General features: G+C 73.6%; 16 protein-coding genes. 7 read left to right on the top strand and 9 right to left on the bottom strand.

Going from position 1 to position 14,011, the window contains the following annotated elements; translation table 11 throughout:
* Positions 1 to 76: 76 nt before the first annotated feature.
* Both ABD385_RS02185 and ABD385_RS02180 read right to left on the bottom strand, forming a co-directional pair.
* Complete coding sequence (locus tag ABD385_RS02185; protein ID WP_344573109.1) at positions 77 to 787, bottom strand: flavin reductase family protein; 711 nt, start codon at positions 785 to 787, stop codon at positions 77 to 79.
* A 20-nt stretch (positions 788 to 807) separates the two neighbouring features.
* Positions 808 to 1,650 (bottom strand): MBL fold metallo-hydrolase, encoded by an 843-nt coding sequence (locus ABD385_RS02180; RefSeq protein WP_344573108.1) that lies wholly within the window; start codon positions 1,648 to 1,650, stop codon positions 808 to 810.
* Positions 1,651 to 1,827: 177 nt separating this feature from the next.
* Here ABD385_RS02180 and ABD385_RS02175 point away from each other — a divergent pair, with 177 nt between their 5' ends.
* On the top strand, positions 1,828 to 2,280 hold the full coding sequence (locus tag ABD385_RS02175) for a nuclear transport factor 2 family protein (RefSeq protein ID WP_344573107.1): 453 nt from the start codon (positions 1,828 to 1,830) through the stop codon (positions 2,278 to 2,280).
* A 265-nt stretch (positions 2,281 to 2,545) separates the two neighbouring features.
* Here the strand turns inward: ABD385_RS02175 and ABD385_RS02170 are convergent, their stop codons facing one another.
* Positions 2,546 to 2,890: a hypothetical protein gene (locus tag ABD385_RS02170; RefSeq protein ID WP_425585331.1), complete on the bottom strand. Its 345-nt coding sequence runs from the start codon at positions 2,888 to 2,890 to the stop codon at positions 2,546 to 2,548.
* A 259-nt stretch (positions 2,891 to 3,149) separates the two neighbouring features.
* Between ABD385_RS02170 and ABD385_RS02165 the strand changes: the two genes are divergently transcribed.
* The 5 genes from ABD385_RS02165 (at position 3,150) to ABD385_RS02145 (ending at position 8,007) form a co-directional block, all read left to right on the top strand.
* Complete coding sequence (locus tag ABD385_RS02165; protein WP_275461847.1) at positions 3,150 to 3,656, top strand: helix-turn-helix domain-containing protein; 507 nt, start codon at positions 3,150 to 3,152, stop codon at positions 3,654 to 3,656.
* 61 nt (positions 3,657 to 3,717) lie between these two features.
* Complete coding sequence (locus ABD385_RS02160; protein ID WP_344573495.1) at positions 3,718 to 4,290, top strand: hypothetical protein; 573 nt, start codon at positions 3,718 to 3,720, stop codon at positions 4,288 to 4,290.
* On the top strand, positions 4,283 to 5,497 hold the full coding sequence (locus ABD385_RS02155) for an MAB_1171c family putative transporter (protein ID WP_344573106.1): 1,215 nt from the start codon (positions 4,283 to 4,285) through the stop codon (positions 5,495 to 5,497). The genes ABD385_RS02160 and ABD385_RS02155 overlap by 8 nt, the downstream gene beginning before the upstream one ends.
* A 124-nt stretch (positions 5,498 to 5,621) precedes the next feature.
* The gene (locus ABD385_RS02150; protein WP_344573105.1) at positions 5,622 to 6,845 is read left to right on the top strand and encodes a cytochrome P450 family protein; all 1,224 of its coding nucleotides are present in this window, start codon (positions 5,622 to 5,624) and stop codon (positions 6,843 to 6,845) included.
* A gap of 208 nt (positions 6,846 to 7,053) precedes the next feature.
* Positions 7,054 to 8,007, top strand: coding sequence for a D-alanyl-D-alanine carboxypeptidase family protein (locus tag ABD385_RS02145; RefSeq protein WP_344573104.1), 954 nt, complete (start codon positions 7,054 to 7,056; stop codon positions 8,005 to 8,007).
* 52 nt (positions 8,008 to 8,059) lie between these two features.
* Here the strand turns inward: ABD385_RS02145 and ABD385_RS02140 are convergent, their stop codons facing one another.
* A complete protein-coding gene (locus tag ABD385_RS02140; RefSeq protein WP_344573103.1) occupies positions 8,060 to 8,614 on the bottom strand; it encodes a DUF309 domain-containing protein in 555 nt (184 codons plus the stop codon).
* A 94-nt stretch (positions 8,615 to 8,708) separates the two neighbouring features.
* Entirely contained in the window at positions 8,709 to 9,041 is a 333-nt protein-coding gene (locus ABD385_RS02135) for a DUF427 domain-containing protein (RefSeq protein ID WP_344573102.1), read from the bottom strand.
* Positions 9,042 to 9,153: 112 nt separating this feature from the next.
* Between ABD385_RS02135 and ABD385_RS02130 the strand changes: the two genes are divergently transcribed.
* A complete protein-coding gene (locus ABD385_RS02130) occupies positions 9,154 to 10,398 on the top strand; it encodes a serine hydrolase domain-containing protein (RefSeq protein ID WP_344573101.1) in 1,245 nt (414 codons plus the stop codon).
* A gap of 23 nt (positions 10,399 to 10,421) precedes the next feature.
* Here ABD385_RS02130 and ABD385_RS02125 read toward each other — a convergent pair whose 3' ends face one another.
* The 4 genes from ABD385_RS02125 to ABD385_RS02110 form a co-directional block, all read right to left on the bottom strand.
* Complete coding sequence (locus ABD385_RS02125) at positions 10,422 to 11,186, bottom strand: GNAT family N-acetyltransferase (protein WP_344573494.1); 765 nt, start codon at positions 11,184 to 11,186, stop codon at positions 10,422 to 10,424.
* A gap of 175 nt (positions 11,187 to 11,361) precedes the next feature.
* A complete protein-coding gene (locus ABD385_RS02120) occupies positions 11,362 to 11,886 on the bottom strand; it encodes a thioesterase family protein (RefSeq protein WP_344573100.1) in 525 nt (174 codons plus the stop codon).
* The gene (locus tag ABD385_RS02115) at positions 11,883 to 12,911 is read right to left on the bottom strand and encodes a 3-hydroxyacyl-CoA dehydrogenase NAD-binding domain-containing protein (protein WP_344573099.1); all 1,029 of its coding nucleotides are present in this window, start codon (positions 12,909 to 12,911) and stop codon (positions 11,883 to 11,885) included. Before ABD385_RS02115 ends, ABD385_RS02120 begins: the two co-directional genes overlap by 4 nt.
* A gap of 182 nt (positions 12,912 to 13,093) precedes the next feature.
* Positions 13,094 to 13,990: a beta-keto acid cleavage family enzyme gene (locus tag ABD385_RS02110; RefSeq protein ID WP_344573098.1), complete on the bottom strand. Its 897-nt coding sequence runs from the start codon at positions 13,988 to 13,990 to the stop codon at positions 13,094 to 13,096.
* Positions 13,991 to 14,011: the final 21 nt, after the last annotated feature.

The following is a 14,011-nucleotide window of genomic DNA, read 5'->3' as shown; positions in this document are numbered from 1 at the left end:
TCCCGAGGGCCTTCCGGCTCCCGCCCGGGCAGGTGTGCTGCCCCTGCCCGGGCGGGCCGTCCGTGCTGCGCCGGGTTCACTCCCGGACCGCTCCGGAGGCGGACCAGCCCGAGCCGTCGACCGCCGAGTAGTCCTCCCCGTGGCGGTCGATCCGCCGCATCCGCCGTGCCGCCCGCTCGGCCATGACCTCGTCGGTGAGCGGCGGAACGAAGGCGTTGTCGACCACGGTGTACTCCGCCGCGAGACGGCCGACGGGGGCGAGCGCGCCGAAGTCGATCCGCCCGTTGACGTAGATGTCGTCGCGGACGTGGAAGCTCACGACCTCCCCCCACACCACGTGGTGCAGTCCGTCCGGGGCGGAGAAGATCGTGTCGACCTTGCACTCCAGGGCGATCGGCGCGCCCTTGACCCGGGGCGGGACGACCAGTGCGGACGGCTCCTTCTCGACTCCCACCGCGTCGAACTCGTCGACGTCCGGCTCGAATTCGACGGCGCTGCGATGCAGCGGCACGATCTGCGGGAGCGTCGCCAGGTTCGTGACGAACTCCCCGGTGTCACGGATGTTCAGGAAGCTGTCCTTGAGCGACAGCCCGTCCGACTTGGGCTGGATGGACAGCGAGACTTTCGGGGGCTTGCGCCCCACGCAGGTGAAGAACGAGATGGGCGCGAGGTTGCCGACGCCGGCCGCGGACTGGGTGCTGATCCACGCGACGGGACGCGGGATGATGCTGCCGATCAGCAGCTTGTACGCCGCTTTCGCGTCGAGCGTGCGCGAGTCGATGTCCATGGGTGCTCTCCCTCTCCGTCTCAGGCGCCGAGCAGGCCGACGGCGCCGTACCAGACCGGCCCCGGGTTGAGGCGGTCGGGGTGGAGCCGCAGCAGCTCCCGGTAGAAGTCGCGGGCGGTCGGTTTCTGCTCCAGCAGGCGGATCACGTCCCGCAGGTACTGCCGGGTGCCGGCGATCGCCGCGGGGTCGTCCGGCAGCGCCGCGTTCTTGTGGCCGGCGACCACGTGGCGGGGATCGAGCGCCTCGATCACGTCGAGCGCCGCCAGCCAGGACTCCAGCCCGCCCTCCCCGCCTTCCAGGAGGTACTGGTGCACGCCGTTGTAGACGGCGTCGCCGGCGACCACCAGGCCGATCGACGGCACGTGCAGCACGGAGGTGCGGTCGGTGTCGGTGTGGCCGACGTCGACGGCGCGCAGCAGCTCGCCCTCCAGCAGGAAGCCTCCGTCGGGAACCGGCTCGGCGAGCACGGGTGACGGCGGGACCCGGCCGGGGAAGTCGACGTCCCACATGGCCGCCCGCCCCTCGGTGGCCTGCTGGTGCATGACCTCGATCGTGCCCGGCGTCGCGTAGACCCGGGCGTCCGGGAAGTCGGGGAGCAGCGCGGCGGTGCCGAACCAGTGGTCGCCGTGGCCGTGGGTGGCGAAGACGTACCGGACCTTCTTGCCGGAGGCGGCCACCCAGTCGCGCACCTGCGCGATCTGGGAGTCCAGGAACGGCGGGTCGACCAGCACCGCGTCCTTTCGCCCGTGCACCAGGACGGTGGAGACGGGCGAGGAGACGAGTGGATCGCCGTTCGGCAGGGTCTTTCCGGCGCGCTCCGCGCCGGGTGTGACCAGCACGTCGTAACCGAGGTGGGAAGCCATGGGGGCTGTCCTCCGTCCGGGTAGCGGGAGAGTTGCGAACAGAAACAACCATACAGCTGACGGGTCTGTCTTTCGCTACCACTGGTGCTGAAATTCGTCGCATGCGTAAGATATGAATGCGGTTTGATTGGTACTTGCCGCTGTGGAAGCAGGGGTGGGCGGTCAGGAGGCTGTGCGATGGGTGGATCGAGCGAGAAGCCGGGCGGGAGCACGGCGCCCGGAGTGGAGGGCGGCGCGTGGACCCGGGCGTTCGCCGCCGGGACGGAGGACGCCTTCGCCGGCGCCTTCGCCCCGGACGTGGTCCTGGAGGGGGCCGCGCTGAACCGCCCGGTCCAGGGGCGGGAGGAGGTCGCGCTGATCATGGGGACGGCGAGCCGGGTCTACGAGTCGCTGGTCTTCACGCACGAGGCGCACCGCGGCGACCGCAGCTACGTCGAGTGGGAGGCGACCGCCCTGGGCGGGACCGCGCTGGCGGGCTCGACCGTCCTCGTGCGCGACCAGGAGGGGCGGATCGTCAAGGCGGTCGTCCAGCACCGGCCCCTTTCGGGCCTGCTCGCCTTCTCCGCCGAGCTGGGGCGGCTGCTCAAGGGGCGGGTCGACGACGACCTGTTCCACCGGCTCGCGGACTGACCCCGGCAGGTGGCTGACTGGCCCGTTCGGGTGGGGCAGGGGCAGGGGCAGGGGCAGGGGCAGGGGCCGAGGTCGAGGTCGAGCACGGGCGCGGGGAGACCGGTGCAGCGCCGCAGCAGGCTGTGGTCGGCGCCGGCCGCCGGCGCGTACCAGCGCTCGATGTCCGGGCGCAGTCGCAGGCCGTCGTCGCGGCGCAGCCACAGTGGGCCGCGACCGGTGCGGACGGCCTCGGTGAAGGGGTCGTCCACCCAGGCCGTGGTGACCGTCAAGTCGCCACCTCCGGTGCCGGCGTGAGGGAGCCCAGCCGGGCGGCGAAGCGGCTTCCCGGTGCCTCGGCGGCAACCTGCCGGGCGTCGTCGAGGGCGTCCACGTCGGTCAGCACCGGCAACTGATGGGCGGTCAGGCCAGCCGCTGCCAGCCGGCCCAGGAGCGCGTCGCCCGTGTCCGGGGTGGACATCGGCAGGTCGTGCAGCCGGAGTTCGGCCAGTCGGGCGTTCGGCCGGGCCAGGCCCAGCGCCCAGAAGCCGCCGTCGGCAGCCGGTCCGAACCAGGCGTCGGTGCCGGGGCCTCGGGCGGCGGACAGCGGCTCGGCCAGCGCGGCGGCGCCCACGTGGGTCGTTCCCCGCGTTCCGGGTCGCCTTGGGAGCCCGTCCTCCGCGCGTCCGCTCCCGACCGCCGCCTGCCCCTCCCGCCCCAGACGCCCCGACCGTTGCGCGCACAGTTGTTGTCGGATCACTCAACTCGCGGTTAAGTCCGGCCTTCCTCACTGTCCGTATGTGGACTGGTGCGGCCTGTTCCCGGCGTGTCAGGATGGGGACATAGCTTCGACGGCCTTAACTGCGCGTTGGGCCGGCCCGACGAACGGGGGAATGGCAGTGGGGGGCGACAGCCGGCCCAAGGGGGAGGGCAGCGTGCTCGCGGAACGGCTCAACCACCTTTTCGCGCACATGCACCCACCGGGCGCTCCGTACACCAACGCCCACGTCGCGGACGAGATCAGCCGCGGCGTGGCGGAGTACGGCGGTGTCAAGGTCACCGAGCAGTACCTGTCGATGTTGCGCAACGGGCGGCGGACCAACCCGGGTCCCGAACTCCTGCGCGCGCTGGCGAAGTTCTTCGCCGTACCGGTCGGGTACTTGCTGGGGGACCTCTCCCAGCCGCAGGCGGCGCGGGTGGAGGAGGAGGTCCGGTTCCTCGCCGCCATGCGCGACCAGCGGGTGCGCGCCATCGCACTGCGCTCGGTCGGGCTGCCCCCGGAAGTGCAGGACAGCCTGACGACGATCATCTCCCAGTTCCGCCGGCAGATGAACCTGCCGGACGGCCCGCCGGAGCAGGGTGGTGATCGGCGTGGCGCACGGCCCGATACGGACCGCTGAGCGCGACCAGATCTTCACTACCTGGCGGCGGGCCGGACACGAGGACGGGACGAGCATGCGAGTGGGGCAGATGCGCAGGCGGTGCAAGCAGCTCATCAAGGAGTTGCAGGTGCCCGCCTCGACCGATCTGCGGGGGATCTGCGACGTCGTCGCGGCGCGGGTGGAACGGCCCGTCCACCTCGTGCCGATGAGCCTGGGCGGCGTGGTCTCCGGGATGACCGCCACCACCGACGACGGCTACTGGGTCTTCTACGAACTCAAGACCTCACCCTGGCACCAGACCCACATCGTGCTGCACGAACTCAGCCACCTCCTCCTCGGGCACGCCCAGGACCCGGCCGTCACCGAGGACGCGCTGCGGATGTGGACCCCCTCCGTCGACGTCGCCACCGCCATGCAGCGGATGGGCCTGACCATGGGCTTCGCCCGCCACCACGGCTACGACAACCTCGCCGAGCGGGAGACCGAGGTGCTCGGGACGCTCCTGATGGAACACGTGGTGCCCGCCACAGCGGAACGGGAACTCCCGCCGACGGGACCCGCCGCCGAGGTCGCGGCCGCGCTGGGCCCCGCGCTCCAGCACATCCGCCGCCAACAGGAGGCGGCCGGACCCGCGGGAGGCCCCGGTGTTTGACGTCGTCTACCTCTGCTTCGCGGCCGCCGCCTGGGCGTTGGTGGCCTACAAGGCGGTCGCGTGGTTCCGGGACCGTCGCAACACCGACCTGGGCCTGGCCTGCGTGATGACCGGCGGCGTGGCCACCGTCTTCCTCTTCTCCGCGCCCAGCCTCTACCGGGGATTCGACCGGCTGGTCGGCGTCGCCAACCTCGCCATGGTCTTCCTCTACTCCTCCGTCGTGGTCTTCGCCGCCGGGGCGCTGGTGCTGCTGCTCCGGTGGACGGCCGGTGAGGGCGGGGCGGCCCGGGCCCGGGGCAGGGCGCGGCTGGTGGTCGCCGCGGTGGCGCTCCTGTGGGCAGTGGCCGTCACCGGCTTCGCCGTCGGCCGCCCGGACGCCGTCGAGCACCCCCGCGACTTCAGCACCGCCTACACCGGCGCCCCCGGCGTGATGCTCTTCCTGGTGCTGTATCTGGCCATCTTCGGGGCGAGCCTGGCGGGGCTGGGGACGCTCTGTCCGCGCTACGCCGCCCGGCTCGGCGGCTCGTGGCTGGCCCGCGGACTGCGGGTGCTGGCGGCGGGCTGTTGGCTCGGCCTGCTCTACTGCGCCTGCAAGGTCATCGGCTTCCTGCTGTCGTGGACCGGGCACCCCGCGCTCTGGCTCTCCAACGGCGTCGCCCCGCTCAGCGCCTCGGTCGCCGCCATCCTCGTGCTCATCGGCTTCAGCCTCCCCGCGGCCGGCCCGCGCGCGGCGGCCTGGCGCCGGCTGCGCCGCCTGACGCCGCTCTGGCGGACCGTCACCGCACAGGCCCCGGAAGTCACCATGGACGGTTCCCGGTGGACCGGCCGCTGGCCCTTCGCCGACCTGGAGTGGCGCGCCAACCGCCAGATGGCCGAGATCCGCGACGTGCAGCGCGGCCTGCGCCGGCACGTCGAGTCCGACGCCATCGACATCGTCCTCGAACGCGCCCGTGCGGTCTCGCTGGACGACCGGCAACTGGCCGCGGTCGCCGAGGCGGCGGCCCTCCGGCGCGGCCTGGAGAACCGCGCGGTCGGTCACGTCCCGGACCACGGCGCCGACAGCGTGGTGGTCGCCGAAGGCCGACAGGCCGACCGACTCTCCTCCGAATACGAGCACTTGGCGCTGGTCGCGGACGTCTACCACTCGCCGCTGATCGAGACCGTGCTCACCGAGTTGCGACAGCGCAGCGCCACCGCGCACAGCTGACCGCAACGCCGCAGACGGGGGGCCCGGTACGGGGGTCCGGGCCTCCCCACCGCGCACGGCGGCACCGGCCCACGCGGCCGGTGCCGCCCGGCGCCCGGTCCCCGGTGATCTAGGCTCGGGCGCCATGCAGAACACCGCCGAGACCGGCCCCGACGCCCCCCTCGACACCGCCCCCCTCCTGGACGACCCGTACGCCGCCTACGCGGCACTGCGCGCTGCGGGCCCGGTGCACCGGATCACCGGCACCGACGGGCAGCCCGCCTGGCTGGTCACCCGCTACGACGACGTCCGCAGCGCGCTGGCCGACCCCCGGCTCTCGCTCGACAGGCGGCACGCCACGCCGGGCAACTACCGCGGTTTCTCGCTGCCGCCCGCCCTCGACGCGAACCTGCTCAACATGGATCCGCCGGACCACACCCGGATCCGCCGCCTGGTCGTCAAGGCCTTCACCCCGGGCCGCATCGAGGCGCTCCGGGCGCCCGTGCAGCGCATCGCCGACGACCTGCTGGACGCCATGGCCGCGCGAGGCCGCGCGGAACTCGTCGCCGACTACGCCGGACCGCTGCCGATCACCGTCATCTGCGATCTGCTCGGCATCCCCGCCGAGCGCCGGCGCGACTTCCTGGCCTGGTCGGACGCGCTCATCACGCCCGACCCCAGCCGTCCCCAGGCGATGAAGGAGGCGATCGGCGCGATGCTGGAGTTCTACACCGGGCTGATCGCCGCGAAGCGCGCCGAGCCCGGTGACGACCTGCTCTCGGACCTGATCGCGGTCCGCGACGACAGCGCGGACGACCCGGCCGGCGACCGGCTCAGCGAGGACGAACTCACCTCGCTCGCCTTCCTGATCCTCTTCGCCGGCTACGAGAACACCGTCCAGCTCATCGGCAACTCCGTCCTCGCCCTCCTCGACCATCCCGAGCGACTCGCTGCGTTGCGCCGAAATCCGGCCGAACTGGCTGCCGCCGTCGAGGAGTTCCTGCGGTACGACGCCCCGGCCGCCCTGGCCATCCGCCGCTTCCCCGTAGAGGACCTGGAGATCGGCGGCGTTCGCATCCCGGCCGGCGAGAGCGTGCTGCTCTCGATCGCTTCCGCGAACCACGACCCGAAGCGGTTCGCCGACCCGGAACGGCTGGACCCGACCCGCGAGCCCTCCGGTCACCTCGCCCTGGGACACGGCATCCACTACTGCCTGGGCGCGCCGCTGGCCCGCATGGAGGCGGAGATCGCCATCGGCGCCCTCATCAGCCGCTTTCCCGAGCTGCGCCTCGATGTGGCGCGGGACGAAGTGCGGCACCGTCGGACCATCCGGGCGCGTGGCCTGATTTCGCTGCCCGTGGCCTGGTAATCCGGGAACGCACAAGTTTTTGATGCGTAACCGTTCAGACATGCGGTAGAAAAGTGCTGTGACCCGCCCGGTGTGCATCCCCCGTCGCACCGGGCGGGTCTTTCTTTGCGGGTGCGCACCTCCGCGACACGCCGGGCGCGGCACCCCTCGGTGGCCCGTCTGGCGCATCCGCGCTGCGCCCGCCGCCACCCCTCCTTAGCGTGACCCCATGGCATGTGACGCGCTTGTCTCCAAGAAGGTCGGTGCGCTGGTACTCCTCGCCGCCGCCGGAGTGTCCCTGAGCCCGATACCGGCCGATGCCCGTCCCGCAGCACCGACGGGACGTCAGGCCGCCGCCCCCGCCCGGAAACTGCCCGGCGGCCTCAGCGCCCTGGCCTGGATGGTCGCCGACGCCGACACCGGCAAGGTGCTGGCCGGCCGGAACCAGCACCGCAGACTCGCCCCCGCCAGCACCCTGAAGACCCTCTTCGCCGTCACGGTGCTGCCCAAGTTCTCGTCCGGCAAGGTGCGCCAGGTCAGCGCCGGCGACCTCGCCGGCCTCGGGTCCGGCAGCAGCGTCGTCGGCGTCCGCCAGGGCCAGCGCTACACCGTCGCCGACCTATGGCGCGGCGTCTTCCTGCGCTCCGGCAACGACGCGGTGCACGTCCTCGCCGCCATGAACGGCGGCTGGTCGGCCACCGCCCAGGAGATGCAGCGGACCGCCCGCCGGCTCGGCGCCCGCGACACCACGGTCAAGTCGCCGGACGGCTACGACACCCCCGGCCAGGAGTCCTCCGCGTTCGACCTGACGGTCTTCGCCCGCGCCGGCCTCGCCAACGCGGACTTCGCCCGCTACTGCTCCACCACCCGCGCCGGGTTCCCGGCGGCCGGCGGGGGCACCCTGCAGATCGAGAACACCAACCGGATGCTGGTCGGCTCGCACGGCCTGCCCCGGTACCCCGGCATCATCGGCGTGAAGAACGGCTACACCAGCAAGGCCGGCAACACCCTGATCGCCGCCGCCCGCCGCAACGGCCACACCCTGATCGTCACCGTGCTCAACCCGCAGTCGGGTGAGGCCAACGGCGTCTACAAGGAGGCGAGCGCCCTGCTGGACTGGGGCTTCAACACCGTGACGCGCGCCGAACCGGTCAGCCGCAGCGAGTCCGACGACGACGAGTGACGCGGCGCCCCGACGCCGTCCCGCCGCATGGACGGGCTCCCCGGCCGCGCGCCTAACGGGCGCGCAGCCGGGGAGCCTCGCCGGTGGCCGAGACCGGACCGGCCGCCCCGTCCTGCGGAGTTCCGTCCAGACGGCCGATCAGCTCCCGTGCCCAGGCCGTCAGCCCGTCGACGTCGATGCCGTACGGGGCGGCACCGGCGTACCGGGTCAGCGCCGCCGCGCCCCGTCCCAACAGGGCCGCACCTCCGCCGGCGTTGCCGCGCGCCGCGTGCGTGAGCCCCACGGCCAGCTGCGCCAGCCCGCGCCACAGCTCCCGCTCGGACTCCGGCGCGGCCTTCCAGGCGTCCTCCAGGACCTCGTGGGCGTGGAACGGCATCCCGGCGTCCAACAGCCGCTGCGCCTCGCTCAGCGCTTCGTCGGGGGTGCGGTCCACCCCCTCGGGCTGCCGGGCGACGCCCGGTGCCCCGTAGGGCAGCGGACGACCCAGGCCGTCCCGGGGCCGGGCGTTGCGGGCCCGGCCCTGCTCGTCGCGGTCACGGGCGCGCGGCGCGGGGGCGCCGCCCTCCTCGTGCCGGGTGGGGTCCGGATGGTCCTCTGGGGCGTTCACCCTTCGATTGTGCGTCGTGGGTCGCCGTGCCGTCGCCGCGGGGCCACGGAGCGGCCGGCGACGGTCCGGCCCCGGGCGGCCCGGGCGGCGGCCCTCACTCCGCCAACTGCACCTCGTAGAAGCAGAGGTGATCCTTGATCTCCGCCACCCCGGCGTGCGGCTCGGGGTAGGCCCACACGAGGTCCTCGGGGCCCTGGGCGAGCGACCAGTAGGAGGCGGTGCCCTTGAACGGGCAGACGGTGTGGGTCGCGGAGGGCGTCAGCAGATCGGTGCGGACGTCCTGTGGAGGCAGGTAGTAGCGCACCGGACAGCCGGTCTCCAGGAGCAACAGCGGTCGCCGGCTCTCGGCGAGCAACTGCCCGTTGACCACGACCCGGACGTGTGCGGTGCCCTGCTTGATCTCGATGTGGTGGCCTTGCATGGACATGACCCTGATCTCCGTTCGCGTGTCGGACGGCTACCCGCTCAGGGTCGCATCCGGGACGGGTTCAGGGAGATCCCTGAGGCCGGCGAGCCCGGAGATCGGCACAGTGTCGGACATGACTCCACAGCAGCCCTCCCGACCGCCCTTCGGCGCCGGTTCGAGCACGGTCGCGGACGCGACGAACCCGCTGTCCCGCAGGGCGGTCGTCGGCGCGGCGGTGGCCGGCGCGGCGGCCCTCGCCGCCTTCGGGCCGGGGCGCCCCGCCGCCGCGGCGCCCCGGCCGGCACCGCCCGTCCCGCCCGCACCGCTCCCGCCGCTGGACGTCGCGGCCCTGCGCGCCGCGCTGTCCGACCTGGCGCACCCCGAGGTCACCGGCGCCCAGCTGCGGATCACCGGTTCCGCGGGCCGCTGGTACGGCACCGCCGGCGTCGCCGACCGGGCGAGCGGCCGGCCCATCGGCGCGCACGACACGTTCCGCATCGGCAGCATCACCAAGGTGTTCGTCGCCACGGTGGTGCTGCAACTGGCCGCCGAACAGCGGCTCGTGCTCGACGCGCCCCTCCAGCGCTACCTGCCCGGCCTCCTCCCGTCCGCGTTCCCGCGCCTCAGCGTCACCCATCTGCTCAACCACACCAGCGGTCTGCCCGACGAGTCGCGCGACGGGGTTCCGGACCTCTCCACCCCCGAGGGCATCGTCCGTCACCGTTACGACAGGTGGAGCCCGCAGCAACTGGTGTCCCTGGTCTCGCACGGCCCGATGAAGTTCGCCCCCGGCAGCAAGCAGGAGTACCGCGGGATCAACTACGTGCTCCTCGCCCTGCTGATCGAGCGCCTGACCGGCCGGCCCTACGGCGCAGCGGTCACCCGCCGCATCCTGCACCCGCTCGGCATGCGGCGGACCTCACTGCCCGGCAAGGACCCCCGCCTGCACGGCCCGCACGTGCACGGCTACCTGAGGATGACCGACGGCAGCCTGCTCGACATCACCGCCTACGACCAGACGGCCGCCTGGGGCGAGGGCGAGATGATATCGACCACCGGTGACCTGGACCGCTTCCTGACCGCCCTGTTCTCCGGCACGCTGGTGCCGCGCCCCTTCCTGGAGCGCATGTTCACGCTGCCCGACGGGGTGCGCATGGTCGACGGCAGCCCGGCCCGTTACGGCGCCGGTCTCCAGACCGTCACCGTGAACGGCACCGCCTTCTGGGGCAAGACCGGTGAACGGTACGGCTACGCCAACGCGCTGGTCGCCACCCGCGACCAGCAGCGCCGCGCGGTGATCGCCTTCAGCCCGACCCACCGGGACGCCACCCAGCTCCAGATGACCCTCCGGGTGGCTCAGGCGCTGACGAAGCGCTGAGCCGGAGCCGTCCGCCCGGGGAGTCAGGGGCCGAGGGGGTGCTCGGTGAAGCGGCCGCAGGGGCGGAAACCCAGCCGCCGGTAGACGGGTTCACCGTCCGCTGACGCCTGGAGCACGGCGACGGTGGCGCCCTCGGCGCGGGCCGTGTGGAGCGCGGCCAGGGTGAGGGCGGTGCCGTGCCCGCGGCGGCGGTGGGCGGCCAGGGTGCAGACGTTGTAGATCCCGGCGACGCCGGCGTGGTGGAACACCTCGGCCGACGCGACCGGGTGGCCGTCCGCGTAGCCGACCAGGTAGCGGGCCGGGCAGTCGGCGTCAAGCGCGTGCCGGGCGGCGCGGTCGTAGAAGCGGCGGACGGTGTCGGCGGGCGGGTCCCAGTTCGCGGCGAGGACCGCGGCGTAGTGCGCGAGCTGTTCGGGGGTCCGCACCCGCTGGACGTCCAGGAGGCCCGGGGCGGGGGCGGGGAGGGTGCCGTCGAGTTCGGCCCACAGGGCCGTCTCGTGTGCGGAAGGGGGGAGGCCGGCGGCCGTGAGCCGGGCGGCCAGGTCCGGTGGGGTCGAGGCGGGACCCACCCACCAGGAGAAGGGGCGGCCGGTCGCGGCCACCGTGCGGACGGTGTCGGCGATCCGGGCCGCGGCGGTGGCGGACGTGAAGCGGGCCCCGGCGACGACGTTGAAGGTGTCGTCGGCGAGGCCGCTGTCCGCGACGAGGAGGTCGGCGGTCTCGGTGACGGCCGCGTCCGGGAGGTTCCGGTGCAGGTGGCAGGCGTGCTCGGCGAGGTTCCGTGCCATCTTGGCCGGCAGCTCGTGCGGGTGGGGGAGAGGGGGGTGCACAGGGCGCATGATCGGTGATCAGAACACCGTCGCGGCCGGCGGGCAAGCGCCTTTCGGGTCGGTGCCCGGCCGTGCGGGCCGGGCACCGACCCGCGGCACGGCCAGCGGGGCCGGGCGTGCCGCGGGCCGCCGGTCAGGCGCCGACCGGGCGGATCCCGTGGCCGGCCCAGTCCGGCGCCGGTGTGGTGAGGGTGGCCAGTTGGTCGCGGGTGGCGTCGGGGAACGGGACGGCGGAGCCCCGCTGCTGGTCGACGTGGAGCAGGAAGAGCTCCTCGGTGGCCACCGGGGCGCCGCTGGGAGCGCCGGCGGGATCGCAGCGGTACATCTCGTGGACCACCCGGAGCTTCTTGGCGGCCGCGCCGAGCACCGTGGTGCGGACGGCCAGTTGGCTGCCGCGGGGGACCTCGTCGAGATAGCGGACGTGGGCCTCGACGGTGTAGAGGGAGCAGCCGGTGCGCTCCCGGTACGTGGCGTCGAGACCGCACGCGTCCATCAGGGCGTCGGTGGCGAAGCCGAAGACCAGGACGTAGTAGGCCTCGCTGAGGTGGCCGTTGTAGTCGATCCAGTCTTCCCGGACGACCTGACGGAAGAGGGGGAGGGGGCGGGGCTGGAGGGGGGCGGGGTCCCCGGCCGGCGACGTGACCGGATCGGGGGTCATCGGGCGGCGCTCCCGGGCGTGTGGGGGCGCTGGCCGGGGACGGCCGGGTCCGGGGCGCCGGCCCGGTCGGCCCGGGGGAGGCGGCCGGTGGCGCGGAGGACGTCGATGACGCCCTGGTCGCGTTCGGCCACCAGGTCGGCGTAGGTGCGGTCCCCGGCGGCGCTCGCGCAACCGTCGACCATGGCGTCCCGGAGCGCGCTGTCCAGCTCGGGTGCCTCCAGGCGGGTCCAGGGGGACTTCAGGGAGGGGCCGAAGTGGTCGAGCATGTGGGCCATGCCGCCTTCGCCGCCGGCCAGGGCGAAGGTCAGGCAGGGGCCCATGAACGCCCACCGCAGGCCCGGCCCCTCGGTGATGGAGGCGTCGATGTCCTCGACCGTGGCCTCGCCGTTGGCGACCATGTGCAGCGCCTCGCGCCACAGCGCCTCCTGGAGGCGGTTGGCGATGAAGCCGGGCAGTTCGCGGTCCATGGTGATGACCGACTTGCCGGCGACGTCGTAGAAGCGGGAGGCCCACGCCACCGCCGCGGCGTCGGTGTGGGTGCCGCCGACGACCTCGACGAGCGGGATGAGGTACGGCGGGTTGAACGGGTGGCCGACGATCAGGCGGGACGGGTCGGCCGCGGTGGTCTGCATGTCGGTCATCGGGTAGCCGGACGTCGAGGAGGCGATGACCACGCCGGGGCGCGCGGCGGCGGCCAGCTCGGCGAGGAGCGCGCGCTTCAACTCCAGCTTCTCCGGGGCGCTCTCCTGGACGAAGTCGGCGTCGGCGACGGCCTCGGCGAGGGTCGGGGCGACCGTCAGCCGGTCCGGGGAGGCGCCGTCGGCGAGCCCCAGTTGTTCCAGGGCGGGCCAGGCGGCGGACACCAGGCGGCGGAGCTTGTCCTCGGCGTCGGCGGCGGGGTCCCAGGCGGTCACGTCGTAGCCGCGGGCGAGGAAGTGGGCGACCCAGCCGCCGCCTATGACGCCGGCGCCGATGCAGGCCACCCGGCGGACGGCCTCGGGGGTGGTGGAGGGGGTGAAGGGCATGGGGTGCTGCCTCCTGGGCGGGAGCCCGCGCAACGGCTCGGGGCGGTTGCGGGGCGTCGGGGGTGGGGGAGGTGGGTGTTGCGGGGGCGACGGCCAGGGGCGACGAGGCGGGGCGGGGGCGGGCGGGAGCCGGTGGGCTGTGCCCCCGCGGCCCCTGCCCGATGACCTCGGACCCCAGGGGCTCAGCCGCGCGGCTTCAGGCCGAGGCGGGCGCGGGCCTGGTCCGGGGTGGCCACCGTGGCACCGAGGAGTTCGGTGATCTGGACGGCGCGCTCGACGAGTTGGGCGTTGGTGGCCTTGACGCCGCGGCTCAGGTAGAGGTTGTCCTCCAGGCCGACGCGGACGTTGCCGCCGAGCAGGATCGACTGGGCGACCCAGGGCATCTGCATCCGGCCCAGCGCGAAGCTCGCCCACTGGGCGCCCTCGGGCAGCATGTTCACCATCGACTGCAGGACCCCGGGGTCGGCCGGGGCGCCCCACGGCACGCCCATGCAGAGCTGGAAGACGGTGGGGTCGTCCAGCAGGCCCTCGGCGAGCAGCTGCTTGGCGAACCACAGCTGGCCGGTGTCGAAGATCTCCAACTCCGGCCGGACGCCGAGCTCCTGGATCCGCCGGGCGCCGGCGCGCAGCATGTCGGGCGTGGAGACGTAGAGCGTGGAGCCGTCGCCGAAGTTGAGGGAGCCGCAGTCCAGGGTGCAGATGTCGGGGAGCAGGTCCTCGACGTGCGGGAGCCGTTCCAGGCCGCTGACCAGGTCGGTGCCGGGCAGCTGCGTGAGCGGGCGCTCCGGGTCGATGACCAGGTCGCCGCCCATGCCGGCGGTGAGGTTGATGACGACGTCGGTGCCGGTCTGCCTGATGCGGTCGACGACCTCGGCGTACAGGCGGGGGTCGCGGGACGGGTCGCCGGTCTCGGGGTCGCGGACGTGGATGTGCACCACCGCGGCGCCCGCGGCGGCCGCCTCGACGGCGGACCGCGCGATCTGCTCGGGCGTGACGGGGACGTGCGGGGAGCGGCGGACGGTGTCACCGGCGCCGGTGAGCGCGCAGGTGATGATGACGTCGCTGGTGGGGGTGGTCATGGGTTCCCTTCGAGGCGGAGG

The sequence above is a fragment of the Streptomyces lunalinharesii genome, assembly GCF_039532155.1.
Taxonomy (GTDB): Bacteria; Actinomycetota; Actinomycetes; order Streptomycetales; family Streptomycetaceae; genus Streptomyces; species Streptomyces lunalinharesii.
The sequence above is the reverse complement of the archived record's forward strand: the minus strand, read 5'-3'. Positions and strand labels throughout refer to the sequence as shown.